General features: G+C 45.2%; 23 protein-coding genes. 7 read left to right on the forward strand and 16 right to left on the reverse strand.

Annotated elements, in window-relative coordinates; all coding sequences use genetic code 11:
- Nucleotides 1-36 precede the first annotated feature (36 nt).
- A complete protein-coding gene (gene groL / locus ACJJID_RS02665) occupies nt 37-1,677 on the forward strand; it encodes a chaperonin GroEL (protein WP_444921368.1) in 1,641 nt (546 codons plus the stop codon).
- A gap of 18 nt (nt 1,678-1,695) precedes the next feature.
- Here the strand turns inward: groL and ACJJID_RS02670 are convergent, their stop codons facing one another.
- Nucleotides 1,696-2,112 (reverse strand): hypothetical protein, encoded by a 417-nt coding sequence (locus tag ACJJID_RS02670; protein ID WP_444921369.1) that lies wholly within the window; start codon nt 2,110-2,112, stop codon nt 1,696-1,698.
- Nucleotides 2,113-2,253: 141 nt separating this feature from the next.
- Here ACJJID_RS02670 and ACJJID_RS02675 point away from each other — a divergent pair, with 141 nt between their 5' ends.
- Nucleotides 2,254-4,965, forward strand: coding sequence for a LamG domain-containing protein (locus ACJJID_RS02675; protein WP_444921370.1), 2,712 nt, complete (start codon nt 2,254-2,256; stop codon nt 4,963-4,965).
- Nucleotides 4,966-5,106: 141 nt separating this feature from the next.
- Here the strand turns inward: ACJJID_RS02675 and ACJJID_RS02680 are convergent, their stop codons facing one another.
- From ACJJID_RS02680 to ACJJID_RS02710, 7 genes are all read right to left on the reverse strand, one after another.
- On the reverse strand, nt 5,107-6,894 hold the full coding sequence (locus tag ACJJID_RS02680; protein WP_444921371.1) for a sensor histidine kinase: 1,788 nt from the start codon (nt 6,892-6,894) through the stop codon (nt 5,107-5,109).
- The gene (locus tag ACJJID_RS02685) at nt 6,872-7,549 is read right to left on the reverse strand and encodes a winged helix-turn-helix domain-containing protein (protein ID WP_444921372.1); all 678 of its coding nucleotides are present in this window, start codon (nt 7,547-7,549) and stop codon (nt 6,872-6,874) included. Before ACJJID_RS02685 ends, ACJJID_RS02680 begins: the two co-directional genes overlap by 23 nt.
- A gap of 823 nt (nt 7,550-8,372) precedes the next feature.
- Complete coding sequence (locus ACJJID_RS02690) at nt 8,373-9,266, reverse strand: ketopantoate reductase family protein (RefSeq protein WP_444921373.1); 894 nt, start codon at nt 9,264-9,266, stop codon at nt 8,373-8,375.
- Nucleotides 9,267-9,283: 17 nt separating this feature from the next.
- The gene (locus ACJJID_RS02695) at nt 9,284-9,589 is read right to left on the reverse strand and encodes a hypothetical protein (RefSeq protein ID WP_444921374.1); all 306 of its coding nucleotides are present in this window, start codon (nt 9,587-9,589) and stop codon (nt 9,284-9,286) included.
- A 179-nt stretch (nt 9,590-9,768) separates the two neighbouring features.
- Nucleotides 9,769-11,214 (reverse strand): coniferyl aldehyde dehydrogenase, encoded by a 1,446-nt coding sequence (locus ACJJID_RS02700; RefSeq protein WP_444921375.1) that lies wholly within the window; start codon nt 11,212-11,214, stop codon nt 9,769-9,771.
- 208 nt (nt 11,215-11,422) lie between these two features.
- On the reverse strand, nt 11,423-11,689 hold the full coding sequence (locus ACJJID_RS02705; RefSeq protein WP_444921376.1) for a PepSY domain-containing protein: 267 nt from the start codon (nt 11,687-11,689) through the stop codon (nt 11,423-11,425).
- Nucleotides 11,690-11,789: 100 nt separating this feature from the next.
- The gene (locus ACJJID_RS02710; RefSeq protein ID WP_444921377.1) at nt 11,790-12,233 is read right to left on the reverse strand and encodes a hypothetical protein; all 444 of its coding nucleotides are present in this window, start codon (nt 12,231-12,233) and stop codon (nt 11,790-11,792) included.
- Nucleotides 12,234-12,374: 141 nt separating this feature from the next.
- Here ACJJID_RS02710 and ACJJID_RS02715 point away from each other — a divergent pair, with 141 nt between their 5' ends.
- Nucleotides 12,375-13,406 carry a Fe(3+) ABC transporter substrate-binding protein gene (locus ACJJID_RS02715; RefSeq protein WP_444921378.1) on the forward strand — a complete coding sequence of 344 codons (1,032 nt, stop codon included), beginning with the start codon at nt 12,375-12,377 and terminating at the stop codon, nt 13,404-13,406.
- A 200-nt stretch (nt 13,407-13,606) separates the two neighbouring features.
- Nucleotides 13,607-15,214, forward strand: coding sequence for an ABC transporter permease (locus ACJJID_RS02720; RefSeq protein WP_444921379.1), 1,608 nt, complete (start codon nt 13,607-13,609; stop codon nt 15,212-15,214).
- Between the two features lie 6 nt (nt 15,215-15,220).
- Here the strand turns inward: ACJJID_RS02720 and ACJJID_RS02725 are convergent, their stop codons facing one another.
- From ACJJID_RS02725 to ACJJID_RS02735, 3 genes are all read right to left on the reverse strand, one after another.
- A complete protein-coding gene (locus ACJJID_RS02725; RefSeq protein WP_444921380.1) occupies nt 15,221-16,327 on the reverse strand; it encodes an ABC transporter ATP-binding protein in 1,107 nt (368 codons plus the stop codon).
- A gap of 315 nt (nt 16,328-16,642) precedes the next feature.
- On the reverse strand, nt 16,643-16,846 hold the full coding sequence (locus ACJJID_RS02730) for a hypothetical protein (protein ID WP_444921381.1): 204 nt from the start codon (nt 16,844-16,846) through the stop codon (nt 16,643-16,645).
- A 291-nt stretch (nt 16,847-17,137) separates the two neighbouring features.
- Nucleotides 17,138-17,818 carry a DUF6629 family protein gene (locus ACJJID_RS02735; RefSeq protein WP_444921382.1) on the reverse strand — a complete coding sequence of 227 codons (681 nt, stop codon included), beginning with the start codon at nt 17,816-17,818 and terminating at the stop codon, nt 17,138-17,140.
- A gap of 519 nt (nt 17,819-18,337) precedes the next feature.
- Between ACJJID_RS02735 and ACJJID_RS02740 the strand changes: the two genes are divergently transcribed.
- Nucleotides 18,338-18,535 (forward strand): hypothetical protein, encoded by a 198-nt coding sequence (locus ACJJID_RS02740; protein ID WP_444921383.1) that lies wholly within the window; start codon nt 18,338-18,340, stop codon nt 18,533-18,535.
- 679 nt (nt 18,536-19,214) lie between these two features.
- Complete coding sequence (gene rho / locus ACJJID_RS02745) at nt 19,215-20,153, forward strand: transcription termination factor Rho (protein ID WP_444921384.1); 939 nt, start codon at nt 19,215-19,217, stop codon at nt 20,151-20,153.
- Nucleotides 20,154-20,899: 746 nt separating this feature from the next.
- Here the strand turns inward: rho and ACJJID_RS02750 are convergent.
- The 4 genes from ACJJID_RS02750 to ACJJID_RS02765 form a co-directional block, all read right to left on the reverse strand.
- Nucleotides 20,900-21,763, reverse strand: coding sequence for a PA4780 family RIO1-like protein kinase (locus tag ACJJID_RS02750; protein ID WP_444921385.1), 864 nt, complete (start codon nt 21,761-21,763; stop codon nt 20,900-20,902).
- Between the two features lie 622 nt (nt 21,764-22,385).
- A complete protein-coding gene (locus ACJJID_RS02755) occupies nt 22,386-22,568 on the reverse strand; it encodes a transposase (RefSeq protein ID WP_444921386.1) in 183 nt (60 codons plus the stop codon).
- Between the two features lie 67 nt (nt 22,569-22,635).
- Nucleotides 22,636-23,136: a hypothetical protein gene (locus ACJJID_RS02760; protein WP_444921387.1), complete on the reverse strand. Its 501-nt coding sequence runs from the start codon at nt 23,134-23,136 to the stop codon at nt 22,636-22,638.
- Nucleotides 23,137-23,690: 554 nt separating this feature from the next.
- Nucleotides 23,691-23,999: a hypothetical protein gene (locus tag ACJJID_RS02765; RefSeq protein WP_444921388.1), complete on the reverse strand. Its 309-nt coding sequence runs from the start codon at nt 23,997-23,999 to the stop codon at nt 23,691-23,693.
- 1,312 nt (nt 24,000-25,311) lie between these two features.
- On the opposite strand from ACJJID_RS02765, the gene csrA reads away from it, so the two are divergent.
- Nucleotides 25,312-25,500, forward strand: a complete 189-nt coding sequence (gene csrA / locus ACJJID_RS02770) for a carbon storage regulator CsrA (protein WP_444921389.1) — start codon at nt 25,312-25,314, stop codon at nt 25,498-25,500.
- 152 nt (nt 25,501-25,652) lie between these two features.
- Here csrA and ACJJID_RS02775 read toward each other — a convergent pair whose 3' ends face one another.
- Complete coding sequence (locus tag ACJJID_RS02775) at nt 25,653-26,063, reverse strand: DUF6746 family protein (RefSeq protein ID WP_444921390.1); 411 nt, start codon at nt 26,061-26,063, stop codon at nt 25,653-25,655.
- Nucleotides 26,064-26,109 lie beyond the last annotated feature (46 nt).

Below are 26,109 nucleotides of genomic sequence, written 5' to 3' on the forward strand. Positions count from 1 at the left end.
ACGTTACTCGCACAAAGAATTTGAGGAATAAGAATCATGGCAGCTAAAGACGTAATTTTCGCTGACGACGCTCGTCAGAAAATGCTGAAAGGCGTAAACATCCTGGCAGACGCCGTTAAAACTACCCTGGGCCCTAAAGGCCGCAACGTAGTTCTGGACAAATCCTTCGGTGCTCCTACCGTAACTAAAGACGGTGTTTCCGTAGCCAAAGAAATCGAACTGAAAGACAAGTTCGAAAACATGGGTGCGCAAATGGTGAAGGAAGTTGCTTCCAAAGCTTCCGACACTGCTGGTGACGGCACCACCACTGCTACCGTTCTGGCTCAGGCTATCGTAACCGAAGGCCTGAAGTCCGTAGCTGCTGGCTTCAACCCAATGGACCTGAAGCGCGGTATCGACAAAGCCGTAGTTGCTGCTGTTGAGCACATTGCGAGCCTGTCCACTCCTTGCGCCGACACCAAGTCTATTGCTCAGGTAGGTACTATCTCCGCTAACAGCGACGAGAGCGTTGGTACCATCATTGCTGAAGCCATGGAAAAAGTTGGCAAAGAAGGTGTTATCACCGTTGAAGAAGGTTCCGGCCTGGAAAACGAGCTGGACGTAGTAGAAGGTATGCAGTTCGACCGCGGCTACCTGTCTCCTTACTTCATCACCAACCAAGAGAACATGACTGCCGAGCTGGACAATCCGTTCATCCTGCTGGTAGACAAGAAAATCTCCAACATCCGTGACCTGCTGCCCCTGCTGGAGCAAGTAGCTAAAGCTTCCAAGCCGCTGCTGATCATCGCTGAAGACGTAGAAGGCGAAGCACTGGCTACTCTGGTTGTAAACAGCATGCGCGGCATCGTTAAAGTAGCCGCTGTTAAAGCGCCTGGCTTCGGCGACCGTCGTAAAGCCATGCTGCAGGACATCGCTATCCTGACTGGCGGCACCGTGATTTCTGAAGAAGTTGGTCTGGAGCTGGAAGGTACTACTCTGGAGCACCTGGGTACTGCTAAGCGCGTAACCCTGTCCAAAGAGAACACTGTAATCGTTGACGGTGCTGGCGATGTTAAAGACATCGAAGCTCGCGTTGGCCAGATCCGTGCGCAGATCGAAGAGTCTTCTTCCGACTACGACAAAGAGAAGCTGCAAGAGCGCGTAGCCAAGCTGGCTGGCGGTGTTGCAGTAATCAAAGTAGGCGCCGCTACTGAAGTAGAAATGAAAGAGAAGAAAGCCCGCGTTGAAGACGCACTGCACGCTACCCGCGCTGCAGTTGAGGAAGGTGTAGTACCTGGCGGTGGTACCGCTCTGGTTCGCGCTACCCAGGCTATCACTGTAACTGGTGACAACGAAGACCAGAACCACGGCATCGCTGCAGCCCTGCGCGCTATGGAAATGCCTCTGCGTCAGATCGTTGCCAACGCCGGTGACGAAGCGTCTGTAGTTGTTGATAAAGTGAAGCAAGGTGAAGGTAACTTCGGTTACAACGCAGCTACTGGCGAGTACGGCGATATGCTGGAAATGGGTATCCTGGACCCAGCTAAAGTAACCCGCTCTGCTCTGCAAGCGGCAGCTTCTATCGCTGGCCTGATGATCACCACTGAAGCCATGGTTGCAGAAATCCCGGAAGACAAGCCGGCTGCTCCTGACATGAGCGGCATGGGTGGTATGGGCGGTATGGGCGGCATGATGTAAGCCGGCCATTTAGCCTATCTAAAAAGCCCCGCAAAAGCGGGGCTTTTTTTTGAATAATAAAAATATGAGCAAAAGATAGGGCCAGTTTTTATTGTGGTGCGCAGTACAAAGCAGTATGAATTCAGTAACAGGCCAAGGATTTTCACTTAAAATTTTTGGCTGTGCCTTAAATCCTATGACTTCAGCATGTTCAGTAAGAAGTTCAACTGTTCTCTTGAGTGTGTCATTGATAGGTGAAGTTTTAGCTGTAATTAATTTAATAGGCAGGGAACAAAGATCGCTGAGTGCAGCTATACACTGTTGAGATTGGAAGTGGCAACCATCGGGGGTGTATAGGTCGATAGCTGAATTTGAAAAGTTGACTGATGTGCTGGTAAGCCCTATAGGTACAATCCCTGATGAGATTGCTAGGGTGCTTTTTAGGAATAAAAACACACTAAGGGGCCTCTGAATAACCCCGTTGAAGTAATCATTGCTATTTATATATGTATATTAAATATATTTAATGTTCAATCCAGCCTGACGTTAAGCTGCTCATTTAAACTCTCTCTCATTAAATGAGAGGGAAGAGTAGATATGTTAACGCCAAAAGGTAACCTTGTACTGGCTATATGTCTTGCCGTGCTAGGCTGTAAAGATTCGACTAACTCTAATCAGGGTGTGGCATCAGAATCAAAAGCGCCACAAGATGGCCTCACTCAAATAGAGAAAGGTTTTTTTGCGTATTATACTCGTATTAATTCACCAGATATTCCAGAAAAAACCTCAGGCCCCTATGCCGATGTCATTGTCAACATCGATGGAAAAGGCAAATTTGTTTTTTCACGCGAACATAGTTATAGACCTGTTTGGCATTTTACGGGTGGTTCGACACCTGTTGGCCATTTGGCTGATATTCCTGCTGAAGTAAATGTACGGTTTGATAAATCAAATGACTTTTCCTTTGTTCGTATTTTAGAGCAAACAGATAAAAAAATTGTCATTCATTGGCGCTACTTTCCTGAAGCCGATGCATTGAAAGGAAGAGATCCCGAAGGGGTGGTTCACGAGATATTTACCATCACTCACGATGGCAGTGTCACGCGTTTATATCGCCCGGGCACTGATAGCATTACAGATTGGAAAGCGGGTAAAGGGTCTGTATTTCAAACTATGCGCCTCACGGAAAGCGGTATTGTTGATGTGCATGAAGAGCCTGGTTCCTTGGTGTTAGATGCTGCAGATATTAATAAGAGAGCGATTGTTAACCGTTCACTACCAGATCAACCTATAGCTTACTGGAAGTTTGATGAAGGGGAGGGCACTAGTACTACCGATAGTCTGAACTCAGCTACAGGATATATTGACAGTCATGGTGATGATTGGATTGGTGGTGTATCTGGTTCGGCGCTTTTTTTAGATGGTTACAGGTCTGCTGTGGTTGTGGCGCAGGATGAAATTCCTAAACTAAGTAACTCTCTTTCTATTGAAGCTTGGATCAATCTAGCGGCATATCCTTGGAACAATGCACCTATCCTTCACCAGTCGAAGGAAGTAGGAAAAGAGGGCTTCTATTTTGGAGTAAACTCCAGTGGAAAGCTGTTGTTTACTGCGAATGGTAAAACACTAGTCTCTCAAAGTGTCATTCCAAGGAATCAATGGGTTCAGGTTGGCGTTTCAGCGGGAAATAATGTATCCCTGTTTATCAACGGGATAGAAGATAAAAGTCAAGCCTTAAATATAGATCTATCAACTCCTGATATGCCATTAATAATTGGTATGAATCAATCAGCATTACCTGCCACCGATGGGGTGCGGGAAGGTGAAGTTGATGAGTTCAATCATTTCTCGAGTCTATTTGGTATTGAAGGGGCAGTTGATGAAATTGCTCTTTATAATCGAGCACTAACCGCTAAGGAGTTTACCGATACCTATAATGGCTTTAAATCTGCATTAAAAAGTGATCCTGATTCAAGCTACAAAAAGCGGCAACTGCCTGATCTGGAAAAATACCCGCAAAAATTTGGTGGCATCTATACAAAATTAGAATTTAATGATGCTTGGGATAATATGTGGAGAGTGACAGAGAGCGAGGATATTGTTGTCCGATTCGATGATAAGCCAATTAGCTATGTTTATTGGCGAGGAACTTCTCATGGTATGAACCTCGTAACAGATAATCGGTGGATGTCTGACCAGAGTGTTGAACTGATAATACCAGACCCGGATGATCCTGAAACACCAGCCTCAGTTTTCAATCCAATCGTCTCTTTGGCCGAGCATATGTCTGATAAAGCGGCCTTACGTACCCATGTTCGTATGATTGAAAATACATCGGCGCGGGTTAAAGTTCACTGGCGTTATGCTGCGGCAGATGTATTTGATTTGCCTGTAATGAATACTGCTTATATTGATGAGGTGCATACAATTTATCCCGATGGTGTGGCAATCCGGGATGTGTTTTATCATCCTGCGGCTGATGAAGGGGGGATTGAATTTTATCAGGACTTTCAATGGCTGCTGGGTCCGGATCAAAAAGCTGAAGACTTTTTGAATTACAATGCGGTTTCAATTTCAGGTCTTACAGGTGAAAGTTTTGATGTCCTATATCCTAGGCCAGATAATGATCAGACGCCTTTGCCTGGTAATATTGCTGTTCTGAATAGCCAAACTAATTGGAAGGTCTTCGGAGTAAGTCAGGGCGGAGGTTTCTTCCCCTCCTCTAATGAGGAAAGCTCAGAGTATATTGACTTCTTGGGCAGTGTTTTCCCCTTTGCGGGGCCGTGGAATCATTGGCCGGTGGCACAAATCCCTTCAGATGGTCGATTTTCTGTTACCAACGATCGAGTGTCTCACTTTGCAGTCGGGAATCTTGAAGCTTTTGAGTATGGTACGGGATCTATGATGTATGGTTTTACCCAGGGTACGCCAACAGATCTACAAGGTTTGGCAAAATCATGGATCTCTCCGCCTAAAATGAATGCTATCAAGGGCGCTGACAGTAATACGGTCACTTATATTACTGACGAGCGAGCTTATAGGCTGACAGCTTCAAAAGCAGCAAATGAAATATCCCTGATGGTAAAGGCCAGTGATACAAATCCTTTACAGAACCCGACATTAGTTGTTCGCCAATGGGGATCAAATGAACTCCCACAGGTAAAATATAATGGTCAAATTTTAACTGAAGTAAAAAAAGGTATTATCAGGGATACAGATGGCACTCAAAGTTTAATCATATGGCTACCTGTGGCAGCAACTTCAGACGTAACTATTGATGTTAAACCAAATCTTGATGTAAACGGTTAATCCTAGTAATTCTTAGTTTAAATTGAGTGAGTAATTAGAAAGGCAGCTATCCTTCAGGATAGCTGCCTTTGGAACAGCTAACTTTTCTTCAACGTTAAGGTATAAACGTGTCCTATTACATCTATATTACTTGAAAGATCATTATAGTTGAGCCGTTTCAATATTCTTGGAGCTAGATGAGTCTTGGAAGTGTGATTTCTTCCTTATTGGAATATCTATCTGAACAAGTAACCCTTTGCAATTGTTGAGTTTGATTTTGGCATTATGTAAATTACAAACAGCCATTACAAGACTCAGCCCTAGCCCATTACCTCTCGTATGCCTGTGTGATTCCAGTCTATAAAACCTTTCAAAGACCTTTTGAAGGTCGTCCTCTGGAATTCCAGGTCCTCTATCATGCAATTCTAAATGAAGGTAGTTCCCATCTTTATGAAAAGAAGTAGTTAGGCTTATATCTAGATTTCCACTGTGGGGGGCATACTTAATTACATTGTCCAATAGGTTGGCAATAGCTTGTGACCATTGCTCTTTATCCCCATAGATAAAATGCTGTTCATTATTTAAATTAAGGCATAATTGTATTCCCAGATCTTGGAATGTTGGTTCATAGACATCGACGAGTGTGTCAATGACATGATGTAATGAAAAGCTCTTAAACGCTGATCTACGTGCGCCTTGCTCAATTTGTGAAATTCTTAGTAAGGCATTAAAGCAATCAATGATCCTGTCGTTTTCGTCTATGATAGCCTCAATAGTCCCTCTCTCCAGTTTTTCCATAGAAAGTAATAATTCTAATTGGCCTCGGAGACGCGTAAGAGGAGATTTTAGATCATGGGCAATATTGTCGGAAACTTGCTTCACTCCAGACATTAGCTGCTGGATTTTGTCTAACATTGAGTTGATATGAAGAGCTAGTTGATCACAGTCGCTGCCAGTGTTGTTAACTGGTACGCGTTTGCTAAGATCTCCTATCATAATTTGACGGCATACTTGGTTGATTTCACTGATTCTTTTTACGGCATGTCGGGATACAAGATATCCACATAACAGGCTTATGAGTACGGTAATTAAAAATCCTATAAAAATAATAGTTTTAAGCAATTCCAGTAATTCGTATTCCCTAGTGAATTCCCTTCCCAGTAATAATGAACCTCCATCGGATAGAGGATAAGCTTTTACAAGGCAAACCTTTTGGTTTTTTTCTTGGTCAAATGTGAAGTCTGAGTTAGAAATAACTGTGTACGCAGACTTATATTTTAGATTTCCAGGCGTAGGTCTTTCGATATTGCTAAGGATAGAATTATGATTGCTGTCTAAAATTTGTACACAGAGCTCTTCGGTGTCTAAAAAATATTCGGCTTCGATATAGTGCTTTGCAAGTAAAGTTTGATCACTTTGTATCTTTTTATGGTATTTAGGCCAATCGTTAAATCGCTCGTCCGTTATGTTATCTATATAGTCGTGGAAGTCTTCAGGGAACTCGCTATTCAACAAGTGCCAAATCAGAATAGAGGGTATATATTTTAGTGGTGGGTTTATATCTTCACCGAGTGCAAATAGTCGCCCCTGAGCGGCAAGTTTTTCTTGTTGATCTAAATTTTCTTGGGAAATAAGGTTAGTAAAAAACTCTATATAGCTCTTTGTGAATTTTGACGGTGACGCTTCGTTATTGATAAAGTTTTTAGGTTTTATTTCTTGGAATTTAGGATATATTCTAGGGTGAAAAAATCCAAGCTCGTCGATCTCTGTGATGGACTCTTTGGCGGTTTCCTCAATTAGAGAAAGCGCAGGTTCAACCAATGATTTTTTTGTTAAAAAATAAGTTGCTATTAGAGATATAGTAGAGCTAAGGCAGACAAGGCTGAATGTAATAGTCGCTAATTTGAAGTTTGAACTCTTCAGAAGTTTAATCTTTTTTGTGAAGGACATATCCAGCCCCCCTAATCGTATGAATAAGTGGGGTTTCGAGTGGGTGGTCAATTTTTTTTCTGAGCCTGCTAATATGCACTTCAACTACGTTGGTTTTTGGATCGAAGTGTAGATCCCAGACTTGCTCCAGTAGCATAGTTTTTGTGACGACCTGCCCCTCATGTAGCATCAAGTACTCTAGAAGCTTGAACTCTCTAGTTAATAAATCGATACTTCGATCTTTGCGTTGGGCTTGTCTGCTTAACAGGTTTAACTCAAGGTCTGAAACAATGAGGGACTTTTGAGCGCTGGACAGAGGGCGACGCTTACCAATTACTTCTATTCTGGCTAGAAGCTCAGCGAATGAAAACGGCTTGGCTAGGTAATCATCACACCCATTACGTAATCCTTCAACGCGATGATCTACTTCCCCCAGATTGCTTAGCATCAAAACTGGGGTATATATTTTCATTTCTCGCAAAGCTTTTAGTAAATTCAACCCGTTTAAACCGGGAAGCATCCGATCAAGTACAATGGCATCAAACGATTCTGTGCTGGCTTGAATCAACCCTGTTTTTCCATCATGGCAAAGCTCAACACTATGCCCTTCTTGGGTGAGGCTTTTCAAAAGGTAATGGCTTAACTTTATATCGTCTTCTATGATACAGATACGCATAAATCAATAAGAGTTAAATTGCCTAACTTGAGGGGGTGGACTGCTTCTCGTAAGCTTATTCAGCTAAAAAACAAAATAATGTTGTTGACAAGGGGCTGGGTTTCAATGTCTATCGCCTATGATAGACAGCTAACATTGAGTATTGTTTGAGTCTATTTACAAAATTTAGATACATTGGATACTAGGTATAATGTTAGGTCGCCATAATTAAGTAAAAATTTCCACATATTATCTATTTTATTGGATCTATTTTCTACTTTAATGATTCTGATACCGGTATTTTCCCATTATGAACAGCTGTCTGCAAATGAATTTTATCAGTTAGCGTCATTGAACTCTTCAGCTGATTTAGGGCTGTCAGGGGGGCTAAACTTTGAATATTCTTAGCAGCATTCAATGCAGATTTGGGTTGGCTCTTGTAGCATGGGTGCTGTAGTCAATATCTATATTGGGTGAGCGTGATTTACCCGCTCACGGCAAAGGATTCCGAGAAGACTTCAGGCGTTTTGATAAATATGGCGTGATCCTTAGATTTTTTCTAGTAACTGCTATAAATCGTCAAGGTGATATGGGGCGGCCGAGGTTATCACCTATTTAAGCTACTCTTTGTATGAATTACAGTGCCCGATCCACTATTAATCGGTCTCCTGTTGACTTCCATAACTGCCTGATTGAGCTATATCCATAGCCAAATGGGTATCTGGATACTGGGTAACTTTAAAGTCAGCTGTTAGATGGTTGGAAAAATAGCAGGGAAGGTCTGTGATCTTTTTTTATAGTATGTGGCTTAGCTTTGTCCGATTCTTCATGATGCCATGAAAAGTCAATATAGATTGGGATATTTTCTCTTAAATTTATCCACGGCCTCAATATTTAGGGGGGTAGCTACACCTACTTTGCGCCCCAAATCAATAATAAAGCCATTTAAAAAGGCAAGCTCTGTAACTTTGTTTTCTCTGACGTCCTGGTAGGTTGAAGTATGGTGGTCCAGATTACTGGCGAGTCGACTTAGGTTATCCCACATTATCTCTTTAGTTTGTGCAATCTCCATTTCTTGTGACAGAACTTCATGAGATTCATAGAGTATATTTTGCATGTGTTCAATTATTTCTGCGTCGGCAAATAGTTCCTTGATGGTTTTTGAGTGGGTGGCAGAGAATATATTTATCACACAGTTATAAATGGCTTTTTCAATTCGATGCTGCTGGATATTTTCAGTTTTTTTAATTTCTATGTGTGAGTCTTTAAATAGGTGAAGTAAGCTTTCTGTGTGTTTGTCGCTCCCAATGAGAAATCCAGAACCTTGAGTATGCTTTAATCTGTTCTCGCTTAAATTGAAGCCGTCATACACCAGAAGGCTCGTTAAGTCCTGGTTATAGGTGCGTTCAAGTTCGGAAATGTCAAAGAGGCAGTTTTGTAGTAATATTATAACTTTTGATTTTGGGCTTCTTTCCTTTAATTTATGCAGATTTTTTTTAAGATCAAAGACCTTGCATGTCAAGAAAATGAAATCATAGGTTAACTGTATATTGACCTCACTTGAGGTCAGTGGAAAGTCAAATGTCTGGTTGTTGATGTAAAGTCGATCCCCAATCCTGTCAGCCTTTCTTCCTATGACATCTACATGATAATTTGTATGAAAAAATTTTGCGGCTAAGTAAGATCCAATGGAGCCGGCCCCGAGTATTAGTATCTTTCCTTTTTGCATCGGCTCCATTGGCGTGCTCATATTGCCTATTTAGCTGGGCGATCCGCAATAATAATTCCATTGTCTGGGTTCACCTCCAGGGCTCTGAGTTCTCCCAGGTAAACCGCTTGAATTTTCCAGCGTCCACCAACAAAGCGCATGCTGGTAATTGGTTTAAATCCCAAATGGTAGAGTTTTGAGCGAATAGTGGAGGGGTCGAGTGCGATCACCGAAGGGGTGGCCTCATAGAGGTCTGGACTATCGTAGATGGGGGCTGGCTTGTTGGGGTCCAGTCCTGGGGGAATAGGGTTTGTCAAATTACTAACGAGCATGATCGTTACGATAAAACTCACACAAGGCTCCAACACTACAACCAAGCCATGTTTTTAGTGTGGACAGAGGATGATCATTACGCCAGTGATTTCAACGGAATATCAGGAAAAACTAAAAATTAACCCGGCGAGAAGGCTCGCCGGGTTATCGTTTTTTCAGGAAAGGGTTTTGACTACTCGCACCCAGTTAGTGCCCAGTTTTATTGAGTCATCTTGAGCATAAAATTTAATAGTCTATTGGAAAACTTTCCATAGGGTGGGCGCATTAACCTCAGTAGATCGATAGGTCCCTGTTGATAAATTGGCCTCAGTTTGGAGAAGGTGAGGAACCCTTCGTAGCCGTGGTAGTGTCCCATACCACTCTCCCCAACGCCGCCAAATGGAATATCGTGCTGGCCAACATGTAACACGCAGTTATTTATCGACACACCGCCAGACATAATCTGCTCAATATAGCGATTTTGCAGATCCTTATCGTTGGTATAGGGATAGATTGCCAGCGGTCTTGGCTGGGCATTGATATAGTCTATAACCTCTTCGGGCCTGGAATAGGTCATAATCGGTAGGAGAGGCCCAAAAATTTCCCGCTGCATCACCAGCATATCTTTGTTTACATTGACTAACAGATGAGGGGGGAATTTTCGCAGGCTATCGTTCCGCTTGAGCTCCCCCTCGCTTAGATCGTAAACCTTGGCCCCTTTGTCGACGGCATCATCCAGAGTTTTCCACAGGCGCTGGTAGGCGGCACTGTCGATAATGGAGGTATAGTCAGGGCTCTGCCAGTTTGGGAAGTGTTTTTTAATCAGCCGGCCTGCATGTTCGATAAAATTGTCCAGCTGGTTTTCCGGTACGAATAGGTAATCGACATTGACACATATCTGGCCCGCATTGACCATTTTCCAATGGATAAGACGCTCCGCCGCTTTTTCGATAGGAAAATCTGGGGCGATGATAGCCGGTGACTTTCCACCCAACTCCAATGTGACTGGAGTGAGATTTTCTGCACAGGAGCGCATCACGGCTCGACCTGTGGTGCTGGAGCCGGTGAAAATCAGGTGGTCAAATTTCAGGCTAGAAAACAGTGGGCCTATTTCGCCGTAGTCAGGAATAAAAGAAAGCTTTTCTTCAGGAAAATACTTGGGGCTGATCTCTTTTAATAACTCGGCCAGCCGGCTGGAGTTGGTCGACATTTTGACCATCGCGTGATTGCCGGCGGCAAAGATATTGGTCAGCGGGGAAATACTCAGGTTAATCGGGAAGTTCCAAGGCACGATTACTCCGACTACCCCCAGGGGTTGGGGAACCACCGTATTTTTTGACAGGGGATAGGCCTTGAAGTCGATATGGCGCCGGCGGGGTTTCATCCACTTCTTGACGTTCTTGATCGCATCCTTAATACCGGCAAGGGCAGGGTATATCTCCAGTAGCAGAGTTTCCTCCCGTGAGCGATTGCCGTAGTCGCAGCATATGGCTTCTACAATGGCCTCCTGCTGTTCACGTAGCATTCGCGCGAGGGTTTTGAGGTCTTGTACTCGCTGCTGATAGCTTGGAACGGGGTTGGCGTGATGGGCTCGGCGCTGGCTGTCTAGCTGAGTATGGAGAAGCGCCTTGTCTGCATCCTGCCGGGTGAGGGTCTGGATGGTCATATTATTATCCTTGGGCGTTTGTCTTACCCCAGACTAACTCATTCATCTCAGCGGTGATTGACCAATTACGTCAGCAGATAGACATAATCACTGCGGTTACGTGAGTTGCAACCACACTTGTTAAAACTGTGAAGTGTTCTGGCCCACCCCGGCGTGTCCCTACTCCGGGGCAATAAAGGCTAAGGGGAGTAGCCCTGGGTTACACACATTAGCTGTTATCGGGTTTTTCGGATTGGACCTCTGCCGAATTGGGATCCACAATCAGGTCGTATTTTTGATCGCCCTTGTAAGCCTCCACTTTCCATTGTCCTCTTTCCAGGTCTACCTCAACAATTGGGGTATAACCCTGTTGCTCTAACTTTGTGAGCACCATAGAGAGTGCCATGGCGCCAGGAGGGGGTTTTTCGCCGGCGATGGCGGTTTGTAGCGTGGTTGCGGCGATTAGTGCCAGCAACATTCTGCTGAAGAACTTCATTTTCACTACCTCGCTTTCGGGCCCGGTTGAAAAATTGACCGGGTAATAGAAGGTTTACATCTCGCTTTTGCTTAGCAAGATGCTTGGCCTATTGCTTGCCTTACAGGCCTTGGTCACCGGGGTGACTAAGACGTTTCTGAATTGCCAGGCACCACTCCGGGCTGCCGGGCTTCACACTGGCCAGGTTACCGCCCGTTAGCTTGGTGATTGCATCAAACCACTCCGCGCTGCCAACGGGGGGGAGGCCTGATGGGTACATCTCTTTCAGGTCTCCATCTTGTTGGGCCATTACTTGTCGCTGTACCCAGGTAAACCAACCCGGTGTACAAATGGTTTCACTGCCCGAAGCGGTCTCCTGTAGCTGACCGGAGGGGACCTCCGCCGTGCTGTTTGCGTTTTGTTTAATCGGCTGCTTCATTGCCTCGCTGGCTGTTTGGCCAGCGGTTGCTTCACTATCCGATGACTGGGCCTTATGTGGCTCACCCTTGCGGTCGCAGCCGGATAGGGCAACAACCAGAGCGAGTGGCAGAATAAGGTAATGCATAGAGCCTCTGCAGGTGACTAGCTTGAATCTAAGCATAGGAGGAATTTTGCGACTTTGCTGAGTACAGAGGTTTCAGGTTGACATTATCTTTCACTCAAATGAGAATGCTTCTCAAATCAACCCGGGGGTGATAAGAATCTCATGTTTACCAGGTCTCTATTTCAAAAAGCGATTGCAACTGTTGGTTTGCTTGGTGCCATTGGGGCCAATGCCGCGGAGCAAGTGAATATTTACTCCTACCGCCAGCCCTTCCTAATTGAGCCGATACTGGAGGAATTCACGGAGAAAACCGGTATTGAGACAAAGGTGGTGTATGCCAGCAAGGGGCTCAACGAGCGCCTGCAGCGCGAGGGGCGTAACAGCCCGGCAGATTTGGTGCTCACTTCCAACACCAGCAGCCTGATGGACCTGCTGAACAAGCAGTTGACCCAGCCGGTGAAGAGCGAGGTGTTGGAGCAAAATATCCCTACACAATTCCGTGATGAGGCCGGCAACTGGTTCGGCCTGACCACCCGAGCGCGTTTAATCTACGCCTCCAAAGACCGCGTTAAGCCCGGTGAAATCACTCGCTACGAAGAACTGGTTGATCCCAAGTGGAAGGGCCGAATCTGTACCCGCAGCGGTAAGCACCCTTACACCCTATCCTTGATCGCGTCCATGATCGCTCACCACGGTGAAGCAGAAACCAAAGAGTGGCTGCAGGGCGTGAAAGCGAATCTGGCGCGTAAGCCGCAGGGCAATGACCGCGCCCAGGTTAAGGCCATTAGCGAAGGTGTCTGTGACCTTTCCCTGGGTAACAGCTACTACTTCGGTAAAATGATCACCAATAAGGAGCAGCCGGAGCAGGTGGATTGGGCCAAATCAGTAAACCTGATCTTCCCTAACCAGAAGGATCGCGGTACCCATATGTTTATTTCCGGCGCGGCGCTGACCAAGCATGCTCCCAACCGAGAAAATGCTGTTAAGCTGCTGGAATTCCTTAGTGGCGCCGATGCTCAATACTCTTACGCTGAGAAAAATTTTGAGTTCCCGGTGCGCCCCGGCACGGCCCGCTCTGAGTTGATTAAGGAGTATATGGGTGAATTTAAGGAAGACGATCTGAGTCTCACTGAAATCGGTTCCTACGTTCCGGCGGCTTCCCGTATGGTTGATGAAGTACGCTTTGACTTTTAGAATGGTTAACTGAGTGAGAATTGCTGCCCCGCATACTGGCAGCACTATCTCAGCCTTATTCGAACGGCCCTGTCGAGAGACCAGGGCCGTTCTTTTATAATGAGCTTTTGATTTCTTAATTCATGCTAAACCGAGCGAATTTATCAGCTTCCCGCTGGCTGCTTCTGGTAGCTACTATTTCCCTTCTAGTAGCTTTGCCAGTGCTATCTATCTTTTGGTTGGCATTTTTTCCTGAAGAGAATATCTGGCCGCACCTGTTAGACACGGTGCTGTTCCACTATGTGTCCTCCACAATGCTTCTGGCTGGTGGTGTCGGTTTAGTAACGCTGATAGCAGGTGTGGGCAGTGCCTGGCTAGTGAGCATGTGCCAGTTTCCCGGGCGCCGGCTGTTCGAGTGGGCGTTGCTACTGCCGTTTGCTGTTCCCGCCTATGTGATTGCTTACGTCTATACAGATTTGCTGGAGTATGCGGGCCCCGTGCAAAAGTCCTTGCGGGCCTGGTTTGGTTGGCAGACGGCCAGGGATTATTGGTTTCCGGAGATCCGCAGTATGGGTGGGGCTATTGCCATGCTGTCACTGGTGCTCTTTCCCTACGTGTACATGCTCGCGCGCGCAGCGTTTATCGAACAGTGCGGCAGTATACGGGCCGCGAGTCGGTCACTGGGCTGCACGCCCTGGCAGAGCTTCTTGCGCGTATCCCTACCAATGGCACGCCCGGCAATTGCGGTGGGCCTGTCACTGGTATTGATGGAAACCCTGAACGATTTCGGCACTGTCGACTTTTTTGCAGTGCGCACTTTGAGTGTCGGGATTTACGATACCTGGCTGAGCCACGGTAATTTAGGAGGGGCGGCACAAATTGCCTGTAGTACCCTGATTGTTGTTGTTCTGCTAATTACGTTGGAGCGAATGGGGCGGGCGAGACAGAAGCACTTTGTACAATCGCCAAATTCCCAGCGTGAACGCTATGTGTTGCGTGGCTGGCGATCCGCTGTAGCTATTTTGTTTTGCGGGTTACTGTTGGTGTCTGGTTTTATTATCCCCCTGCTGGTTCTGTGTAGTTACGCACTGAGTAACTTTTCCAGCTATTGGAGTGAAGATTTTATACAGATCGCCAGCAATAGCTTGTTGCTGTCTATCGCAGCGGCACTGGTCTCTGTATTGCTGGGCTTGCTGCTGGCTTACGGTAAGCGGCTGCAACCCAAGAGGTCTGTGAAGCTTTTAGTCGGCTTTTCCAAGTTGGGTTATGCAATGCCTGGGGCGGTATTGGCGATTGGAGTCCTGATTCCACTGGCCGCTTTTGATAATGCCGTCGATGCTTTTTTACGTGAACACTTCGATATCTCTATAGGACTACTGTTAAGCGGCAGTATTTTTGCCATTATTTTTGCCTACACGGTACGCTTCCTGGTGGTATCCACGGGGGCCATAGAATCCAGTCTGGAGAAGGTAACCCCATCGATGGATAGGGCTGCCCGCTCTCTAGGGCGTAATAGCTGGCAAACTCTATGGGCTGTGCATCTTCCCTTGGTGCGTACAGGCCTGCTCACCGGTGGCTTGGTGGTTTTTGTAGACTGTATGAAAGAACTGCCGGCAACTTTGCTATTGCGCCCCTTCGGCTTTGATACCTTGGCGACTTATGTTTACCAGTTTGCTTCTGATGAGATGCTGGAACGCTCGGCCTTGGGGGCTTTATTGATTGTCCTGGTGGGATTGATTCCAGTGATTTTGCTGAGCCGCTCCATTGGATGGCGCAGAGGTGAGGAGCGCACAGCCCTGGCGAGCTCTGAAGCGCCCGCCCTGTCTTGATAGCTGCTATCGGGCCTGGTCAAACACCAGCGCAGAGCAGAGACGTAGGGGAAGTTTATCACCGGGAGCTGCTTGAAGATTTGCATTCAAAGCGGCCTCGACAGTTTCCCCTGCGGCTAACTGAAAGCGATAGCTCACTTGATTGCCGAGAAAATTCTTTTCCACAACCTGAGCCATAACCGCACCGGGATGTTCGCCTGCGGCAATATCCTCACTGCGCACAAACAGTTCGAGCCTATTGCCATTTTCGTATGCAGCTGTCGGCATATTTACTTCCCCTAATGGGGTGCTGATCAGGTCATTGCCCAGGACAGTGCCGGAGATAATGTTCCCTTCACTAACGATTCTCGCAACCGCCAAATTCTTTGGCTTCTGATAAGTATCCTGTGGGCTGTCCCACTGCTGTAATTGACCTTGGCTGAGTACTCCCAGCTTATCTCCGGCAATAAAGGCCTCGTGGCGGTCGTGGGTAACAATAATCGCAGGGATCTTCTCTTCGCGCAGTATATGGCGGACTTCGGCGGCGAGACTGCGGCGCAGCTCGGTATCCAGGTTCGAGAAGGGTTCATCCAGCAGCAACAACTTGGGGCGCGGTGCCAGTGCCCGAGCCAGAGCGACACGCTGCTGCTGACCGCCAGATAGCTGGTGCGGGTACTGCTGCCCGAAGCCTTCCAGCCGTACTAGTTGTAGCAACGACTGGGTGCGGGACTGCCGCTCGCTTTTCGGCATTGACTGGATACCGAAGGCAATATTCTGTTCAACGGTGAGGTGTGGGAAGAGGGCATAATCCTGAAATACCACCCCTATTTTCCGCTGTTCCGCAGGAACCTTAACCTTGGGAGAAGAGATTACTTCTCCAGACAGCTGGATATTCCCTGCAGCGACTGGCTGAAATCCAGCGATGGCGTGCAGCAACGTTGTTTTGCCGCAGCCGCTGGGGCCCAACAAGCAGGCAATCTCCCCGGCCTGTAAAGCAAAGGAAACTGATTCTATAACCACCTGCTCGCCGTAGCGGCACTGCAGGTTTTCTATGGAGAGTATGGGGTGCACGGGCTTTCCGGTAGTTTGGCTTTTAAACACTTCGGGCAGCGTTCGGGTGTAGTTGCTAATCATAGTTATCACTAAGCTAACCGGCAACTAGTCCCGTGTGAAGCATACTATTGGCAGCCCTGCGAAGGCTTCTTTTAGTTGGAGCAAAGCTGAGTGTTTTTTAAGCAGGTGGAGTGTTTAAACACTCACCCTAAACCTCATATGCCAATGTATCCTTTCTCATAGAGAATAAGTTCTTGCCTATCCCAGAATCACAGTGGTCAGCTGAATAGTATTGATATCTGATTGTAAAAAAAGCTGGTCCAAATCAGATTGTGCCATCAGCCTCGGCATAGAGATCTTGAACTGCCTAATGCTTGTTGGTAAAGGTTCGCTTTATCACCAACCATGTTGATCATTTTTAGAGCTTCCTCCGAACAACCGCTTAAAAAGCTCGGAAAAAATACCTGCAACGATATCCTCTTTGTTGATAGAGTCTTTTTCCCGTAGCTTCTCTGCCTTTCTGTCCAGCTGTTTCGCCATGGAATAATTATTCCTTACTCTGGCGTCTTCAGCCTGTGCTTCTAGTTCATTGGCTTTCACATTTCTCTCATATATGTTATCGGTAGAAACACATCCGGAAATAAATATAACTGACAGAGTGAAAAACAATCTTTTCATGCTCGGCGAAACAAATTTGAGATCCATAATATTTTAATGGGTGGCGTTGGCTTGTATAGTGTTGTCAGCACTATACCATAGTCGGATGCGGTAACTCGTTAGGTGATGTTGAAAGTAAGCATCAGCTCAAAAGCATCGCTTCCTTAGCGCCTTAAAAAGCTCCTTGCTGGTCTTTCCCTTTGTGCTGTGGCCAACTTAGCTCTATCAGTTCAATCATAAAGTTTGTTTTTTCATCTTAGCTTTATAGTCATTTTTTAATAGAAAATAAATCCATAAGGTCGATATTGCAGCAAAGAAACACCAGGTTGACACCCATGTTTCACGCTGAGTAAAGTAGACGATAACACCGAGCAGCATGACAAGTGCCCAAAATTTTCTAAAAATCTGATTGCTGGATAATAAAAATAAAAAGCCAAGTAAAGAATAAAGAATATGTCCTGCTGTAATGGCGAATAAGCTGTAATCGGAAGTGATATAACATAGGCTGTGCCCGCATACACTCGTTTTCATCAAATATCTTGATCCTGTTTCTAATAGGACTGGTATCCAAAGGTATAAGCCAAAAACAAAGCCTATGATGATTAATGTAATAAAGAAAACTCTTTTCCATTTTTTTGTTTCAAGACTAAAGGCTACAATTGGTATCCAGACAAGCCAAAAAAGCAGAGCAAAGAATAAAAAGAAAATGGAAGATGCTGTTGTTAGTGATGTTAAGTTTTCGTTATATCCAATCCATACCAGGCCCTCACTCGCTTGTTGTAACGCGAAAAGGATAGGGGTAATTGCGAGCAACAAATAGGTTTTATCATTTTTAATAGCGTGTCTTGTGCACAAAGCACCGCCAACAAGAAGGACAGCTGCTGATCCGAATGATGCTGTGGCTGAAAAACACATAATGGTTTTCTCTGTACCTAAAATATTGTCATTTGAGCCAGAGCCTTAAGCTTGATGTGCAATATAATAATAGCCTTAACCTAAAAGATTGGTTGAAATTCGCTGATTTGTACTAAGATTTTGAATCTATCAAGAGGGTCTATGCCAATTTCAACTTCTCATTTCACCCTGTGGGTGAAATAGAAAAGACCAGCAAAGGGCATCGAGTTTCCCTATGGAATTCGATGTTTACGCAGGTAAAGCCTGTGTTGACTGGGGGCAATAAGCCAGTTTGACGCCGTTGAGCCAGTTACAGTGTTTTATTCACTATAAACGTTGGCCACTGTTTTGACCCTTGCGTCGGGGGATACTTCTTACATGCCAAAGTAATAATGCTTCCACAAACATTAAATGTATTTGGGGTATTATTCTTATCGATACTATATGGTCATTTTGGCTTGCTGCTGTGAACCTGTCAGCGCGGCCGCTGACTCATAATTAGGCCCAACCGGCTATTTACCGATTCTGGATACCCAATATATGGCCTATGTAGACCTCAACCTGATCCGTGTCAATATCGTCAAGATGCCTGAAGAATCTGATTACACTTTAATTCAGCAGCGTGTTCGTGCGGCAGACTCAGGTGAGAAGTTCAAAAATCTACTTCTGTTTGTTGACGCTGAGCGTTTGAATATACCAAAGGGCAACCCTTTCAGTTGGATCACAGTTTGGCACTAGTAGATTGGAGTGACCGGCACTTAGCCCGCCAAAAAGCGCTGTGCCATTTCTCAAAAAACGCCCCCTATCCTTGAATGGCTCGGTATCTCAGCCAAACACGGGCTCTATCTCAATCGGAACTTTGAAAGCCGCTTTCAAAGCCTGGTGGGATCAGCAGAGGCTGTATGGCAAGCCTGTATTCAACTCAATAAACGCTGGGTACATGGCATAGGCGACTGCCAGCGTTTCCTTTCGGTAACACCTCACTAATTTCCTCCCGGTCTATCGTTGCCATTCCTTCCGATTTGACCAATTCAAGCAATTTTCAAACCTAAAGCATATTTTTTTAGCGTTTCACTTTATCCGAATCAGACCAGAAGAAATCGCTGTTAAGGTGGAAAGCCTGTACAATTTTGGGTTTGACCTTTCAATCTGTGGGTGTCCTAGTGTGCACCTGCGGTCAGTAGCGATTATTCGTTTTTTTCAACCTTCTGATTGGTGTTTCAATGGTTAAGGCTGACGTTAATTGGTGTTCTCGGGTTTCAATAGGATTATTTGTCTGCCTTGGGTTCGGAAAGGTAATCGCATAGCCGCAAGTTCTGGCTATAGTATCCAGTTTTGGAGAGTTTTAATCTTTTGTCCAAACATCAACAATCAACAACAATCTCCCCGGTCTCGATTGATTTGTAAAGAGCATGTTATGTCCAGAAAAATATTATCCTTAAAGGTAAAGAGAAATAAGGAGCCTAAGAAGGCTGATAAAAAGCAAGAGGATACTTCTGATCCAAAGAAGCGGTTCCTAAATGGAGTAGCTATTAATCCATCTGAGCCTATTCGCCTTGAGTCAGGTTCTCAGCAACTTACTGTAAGGGCGATGGATTTGATTACGCCAATTGGTAAGGGGCAGCGAGGCTTGATTGTGGCTCCACCGGGCTGTGGCAAAACCACTATTCTGAAACATATCTGCCAAGCAGTGGGGGAGGCTTATCCCGAAATAAAGCTGTACGCTTTGCTTATTGATGAAAGGCCAGAGGAGGTTACTGACTTTAAGCGAAGTGTACCGGCCGAAGTTTATGCGTCCTCTTCTGATCATAGCTATGAAGAGCATGTGAGAGTAGCTAATGAACTCCATGGTAGGGCCTGTAAGGAAGCCGGTGAAGGCCAGGATGTGATGATCGTGGTTGACTCGTTGACAAGGCTTTCACGGGTACATAATGCCCAGCAGAGTGGTAGGGGGCGTACAATGTCTGGCGGGATAGATGCCAGGGCCATGGAGATACCCAGAAAGCTGTTTGGCGCTGCGAGGAAGATCGAAGACGGTGGCTCACTTACGATTCTGGCAACGATACTCGTGGATACCGGAAGCCGAATGGACCAGGTGATATTTGAGGAGTTTAAGGGTACGGGGAATATGGAGGTAGTATTATCAAAGGAAATTGCGAGACAGCGAATTTTCCCTGCCCTGGATATTGCTAAAAGCAGTACTCGCCGTGAGGAAATCTTGTTTAACTCGAAAGATATTGCAACGATAAGAGCTTTACGAAGAACGCTTACCAGCCTGAAGCCTGTGGATGGCACTAAAAAACTTGTTGAACTCCTTAAAAAGTACTCGACTAATGCGGAGTTACTTGACCATTAATTTTTAGTTAAGTTTAAGGGGAGTATTTAGTAGCTCAACATTTTAGGAGTTGGTTACTTAACGCCCGAGTCCTTATTGTGACAGCTGTTAGTCAGTCGAGGGCTATACACTTCAATTCTCTGGTGTGTTTTTACAGGATATTCTCAATGAGGGGCTTAGTAGAAAAATGGCCTTAATATGCCGAAAGGTTTGTGCTTTCAGCTGGATCACTATTTGGCGCTAGTTGACTGGAGTCGCCGGCATTTAGCCCCCAAAATCCCGGTGCCATTTTTCAAAAGGCGCCCCCTATCCTTGAGTGGCTGGGCATCTCAGCAAAACATTGGCTCTATCTCAGTTGGAACTTTGAAAGCTGCTTTAAAGGTTTGGTCTGAACTAATACAGATCAGTGGAGACGGTAAAGAAAGCTTGCCCCCAATTCGATAAACGCTGAGTACACGGAATAGGGATTGCCGGTGTTTCCTATCAGCCACACCCTGCTAATCTACTCCTACCCCAAATACTCTATAACACGATTACCACTCTTTTATCCAAAATAGCATTTCCAAAAATCTGCATATCAATTCCCAGAACTTAATCTCTCTTACCTATAAATCAAAGGGTAACAGCCCCCAGAAAGAGAGCTTGCTCTACAGTTCACAGCATCCTCCAGCCTTTGGGTGTCCTAATGTGTGTGTACTAATTTGCGCAATAGGGTAATAAATAATACCCGCAGCAACCAATAAGGTTACTAAACCGGGTGCTTTCAACTAAATTTGTGCATCTTCTGAAGATTCACGTATGCGCTCTTTTCGTTCCAGTTCCTCTTGCATCACCGCTTTGATTTCTTCTAGCACGGCGTCGACATCGGCGCTGTCATCGTCATCATCAAACTTGCCGCTGAGCGTTGAGCTAGTCGTCAAGTTACCCTCTTCAAACAGTGCCCACATTTCCTTGGCGTATTGAGTCTGTAATAAAGAGGGGGCAAATCTGCCATAATAACGACGCATATTGTCGACGTCGCGAGTGAACATTTCTTGTGCACTGTTATTGGCAGCGGCATTAACAGCTTGGGGTAAATCGATAATCACAGGGCCGGAATCATCCACTAGTACGTTAAATTCAGATAAATCGCCATGTACAATTCCCTCGTGAAGCATGAGCATGATGTAATGGATCATTAATGTATGATCTTTAACTGCTTGCTCTTCTGACATTGTCACATCGCCAAGCCGTGGTGCGACATTGCCTGCTTCGTCAGTGATTAACTCCATCAATAATACACCGTCAACACAACCAAAAGTCTTGGGAACTCGTACATGAGCGCGTGCTAAACGGGATAAAGCATCAACTTCGGCATTTTGCCAAATTTCTTCCTGCTGTTGGCGGCCATAATTCGACCGTTTTTGCATGGCACGTGCTTGACGACCACTGCGAACTTTACGCCCTTCTTGGTATTGTGCGGCCTTTTTAAAACTACGCTTAGTTGCGTCTTTATAGACTTTGGCGCAACGAATTTCGTCGCGACAACGGACAATAAATATATCGGCTTCTTTGCCGCTCATTAGGCGGCTGATAACTTCATCGATTAAGCCATCATCGATGAGAGGCTGTAGACGTTTGGGAGTTTTCACTAGATACCAGCTTCGAGTGTTCGGCAATTAATCATATATACTATTGACATATATCCATGTGTATTTGAGGCAAGAAATCTAATCCTGCTTATGGATAAAGAGCGATTATGGGGCCCTATAATGCCCGCGTAAAGGATGGGGGCAATAAGAATCGCACTTGACATGTGAAAGCCCTCAGTAGGAAGATCACCGTTTAATGACCTCTAACTACCAGCGAATAGCAATACTATAAGGTTTTGTGGGGAGGAAGCCGCGAGCAAAGCTATGAGTTGGCGAACAGAAACATCCTATGTGGCTTAGTCTGTAGGCCAAGGGTGCCAAAGCCACGTGATCTAATGGATAGGGTTAATGATGTAGCTGATTTGTGAGATTTTATACTCTTATTTTGGTAAATCCGTGTAATTTGTTTCGGTGATTCTGTCAGCGTGGCCACTGGCTGGTAAGTAGGTCCAACCGTTTAGCATTCATGACCCGCATGATGGGTAGTGTGGGGCCGGTAGCTAAAAGCTACCGGCTACCCGACTTAAGTGCGGATTTCAGACGAAGCTGTAACCCGCTAACATAGAAACTCCATTCTTTCGATTCATTCCACAGCTGTTTTAATTCCGAGCCTGGCTCACTACTACAAATTACCACAGCCTTCTCTGCTTTCTTGTCGCCATCTATACACCATTACTGGATGTAGGCCAATGATGTTGGCGATAGTAGTCGTATCTACTTTCAGTTGATTAGTGAGTGCGACCACTCTAACTTTAAACTCTGTTGAGTATTCAACAACACGTTCTTCGCTCAATATTTTCGGCATTTTCTCCTACCCTATTCAAAAGGTAGGCGCCTACTCCATGGGGGAAGGTTTCTCATTGACCGCCTTGTTAGGGCGTGTTGTAGCACCCAAGCTCCTTTATTTTACGTTTTTCTGGAACCGACTGACTTTCCCATGGTGCCCGTTTAATTGAGAGACACTTTGAATATGCCCGCCAAGAGTACACGAAATGTAATGGCTTTTCTTTGGATAAGAAAACCAGCCCATCAGCTTTTATATAGTCATGTGAGAAAGTCTTTACATAGGTGACATTAGTTATTTCTATTTCTGTGCCAACAGGTAACCAACCAGTCTTTCGCCAGCTATTACTACTCGGGTCCTTATCGTAAAGTTGATAGGGTGCACCACGAAAATAGCTTTCTTCTCCTTCCTGTACCTCTTCCCATGTGTCTTGGCCAGACATAAGTAGCGCTTCACGCTGTATGATTTTTTTTGTTCTGATCTGTGGGTGGATCAACTCGTTTTCGTTAAGCGAGGTTGTGCTAGTACAGCCTGCAAGCACAGCTATACATATTCCAATAATGGTTAATGTACGAAGTAAATTACTCATGACCCGTAACACTCAAAGCAGCGGCGCTCTTAGCGTGATCTTACCCCATTCAAAGCTAATCTTTGGCTGGTAGTGTGGATTTAAACTCCACATTATATTTTTCACATAATACGTGATTTAAAACACCATCTTTTTGCATTGAGTCTAAGCGCTTGAGCCTGCTAACGGGTGAAGAATCTGTGATTCTCATAATTTGATGGCCGTACTTTTCAATGCGATCTTCGTAAAAAACCATGCTGTCATAGATCAGGTCAGGATGATTATTTCAATTGAATAGTTCTACGGTTAAAGCATACATTATTTGAGCCCAACATATTTCTAGGACAAGAATACCTTCAGGGCAACTCCGCTCTGCCTTCAAATAATATGATTCATCAACATATTTACGTGGTATCTCTTTAGTTATTTTCCACTGCATTTGAGTACCTAACGCCCGCAACAGGGGCGACCAATGCTATGCACATTTTGTGCGAAACTGGGAGCGCAGCGACCCGCACAAAATGTGCATAGCGTTGGGCGTCCCGCGGAGGCCCGTAGCATACTGCTTGCGATTGTTAAGCATGTTCTTGCTCTATCGCTTGCTCTATCGCTTGCTCTATCGCTTGCTCTAGGGAATGTATGGCTGAGCTAACCGACGGGTGCCTACGAACCCAAAACTCACCCAAATACTCGCTTATTGATCTACTTGCGAGTAACGCTTCCATAGCTTTGCCTGTACGAGCCTGTAAAAGCTCATGAGCCAGGTCCATTACGCCTTCACTTTGCTCCGCTTGGGGAGTGCCAGCCTCTTCGTTCCATTCTTTTTGAATTGCTGAGATTAGCTTTCCCGCTGCCTTTTCTGAGTCAGATTTTTCTCTGGGCATGTTCTGATGCTTAACAGCTATATAGTAATCATTCTGACCACTATTATCCTGATTGTTATCTTAGAATCAATTTCTACGCCAAAGCCTAAATTTTTATTTAAAACCATAGATTTAAAGCATCCTGATACGTCCGTGCAAACTGGAAAAGCGATCACTTTGACTACTATCCCAGTTTTAACGCTAGTCCGTAACCACTTGATTTCATTATTGTTTTTGGGTTTATCTTCTTGTTCTCCAATATTACGGTCAATAGGATCGTAAATCCCTAAGCTAGCACTTGCCAACTTTTACTGGCTGGTATTAGTTGGCGAGTGGTTAAGGTATCCAGTGTGCCTCTGAATCACTCTGTAATATCTCTGCGGATCTTGAAGGTTAAAGATGTTAGGCGCAGTTCGCCGCGAATGGATGTAGCCCTTTTCAAGCGTTGCAACGCAGCTGTTGTGGCCTTCAAGGATTGGACTGAGGGCTTCCATAACGATTCATGCACCGTGTTGAGACTTCTTCTAAGGTCTAGTCATTCCTGTGAAGCTGCGCTCTTATTGAAACCACTCTGTAAGTAGAAGCATCACTGGGTTGCTCAGAGGCTCCTAATTCTCGCAGTAATATCCTAAAAGTCTGCAAGTTACTTTGGTCTATGGAGAGATCTTTTCTGTAGATATTTGGAGTACGTATTAAGTCGAAGCATTGATGATCTATTGTTGTCTGAACTCCAGCGTGGGAGTGGTGGGTATATTAATCTAAGCAGCCATTTTTATATGCAATCGAAATTTTCAATACGTGAGCAACAAAAAATATAGGCACAAAAACAATCTTATTAGATTTTATTAGGTTTGTTTTAGTGTCAAAGCCACGTAAAATCGATAGATATTTATTGGTATTTTGGCCGCGATTAAGAAGCCATCTGAAGGCAACAATCAAAGCAGCTCAGTTCAAGAGAATCGAAAGGATCAAGAGACCTAAGACTTTTCTAAAAAATCAACCTCTCAAAGGAGAACGGTAGCGTGAAGTAAAAGTAAGTAAAAGGCGCTGACCCAAGGTGCTGGAACACCTGGGGCCAGCTAACCAAATTGATACGATACCTATCAAGATGGCTATATGCATAGTACGCTAGAAACCCGCTCGTCTTCAATAAAGTGGAGCACAATCAGCGGTTTGGAGAGATTCCCCAAGCCCTGGGGGCGTTGCGTCTGCCTTTTCTTTTTCTATGCCTACCGTTCTCGCGCACCACCTCGCGCTTACTCAAAACCTTTCTATCCAAACTTTCCCATTGTGGAAGGTCTATCCATGGTTTGTGTGTCAGTAGGAAACAAATATGTTGATCTTAAAGCGCCGTACAGGCGAAAACTTACGGATTGGAGGGAACGTTTCAATCACTGTATTGGAAGTTGTGGGTAATCAGGTGAGGATAGGAATAGTCGCCCCTAAATCTTTGTCCGTACACCGTGAGGAGATTTATAGGCGGATCAAAAGGGAAGGAAATATGGACAGTGGAAATCGTTGAGAATTTGATCGAGATGGTGGCGTCTAGCCATGAACTGGTGGTGTTATCATTAAAGCGCTAACTACTGATAGTTAGCGCTTTAATTTTCAATCGATCCAGACGAGCCTCTCGCTGCGACTAGAGCCGCTGGTTAAGCTCGGGAATGATCTTTATTAGTGATGTTTAAATCCAGCAGCAAATTTGTCTGCTAATTTAAAGTATTCCTTCAGATCTTTCTCAGTCTTCTCGGTGCGGTTGTTTTCGGAGTTAAGATGAATATTCTCCACCACAACGGCAATCTCTTTTGCAAGCTCTTGCCTCTCACCCTTCAGGTTCTCAGCGAAAAACTCAACACTTTTCTCTAGCGTGTAGGTGATGACATGTATCTGGTGAAGCTCAGCAGCATCCAGCTTTTGCTTGCTTTTAATTTCTGCGGTTTTCTCAACGAAAATCTTCTTGGCATCCTTCATCGAAGTAACATCCGCTACTTTGAGGTGCTGAATGGGCTTTTCTCCAGAAGCATCGCTCGCTTGAGCAGTGGTGGCAAAAGTAACCGCAAAAAGTAATGCAATTAAAGTTCTCATTTTTCCTCTCTGACGCCCAAACTTTAAGGGTTGGTAAGGCATTAAT

It is taken from the genome of Microbulbifer sp. CnH-101-G (genome assembly GCF_052466775.1).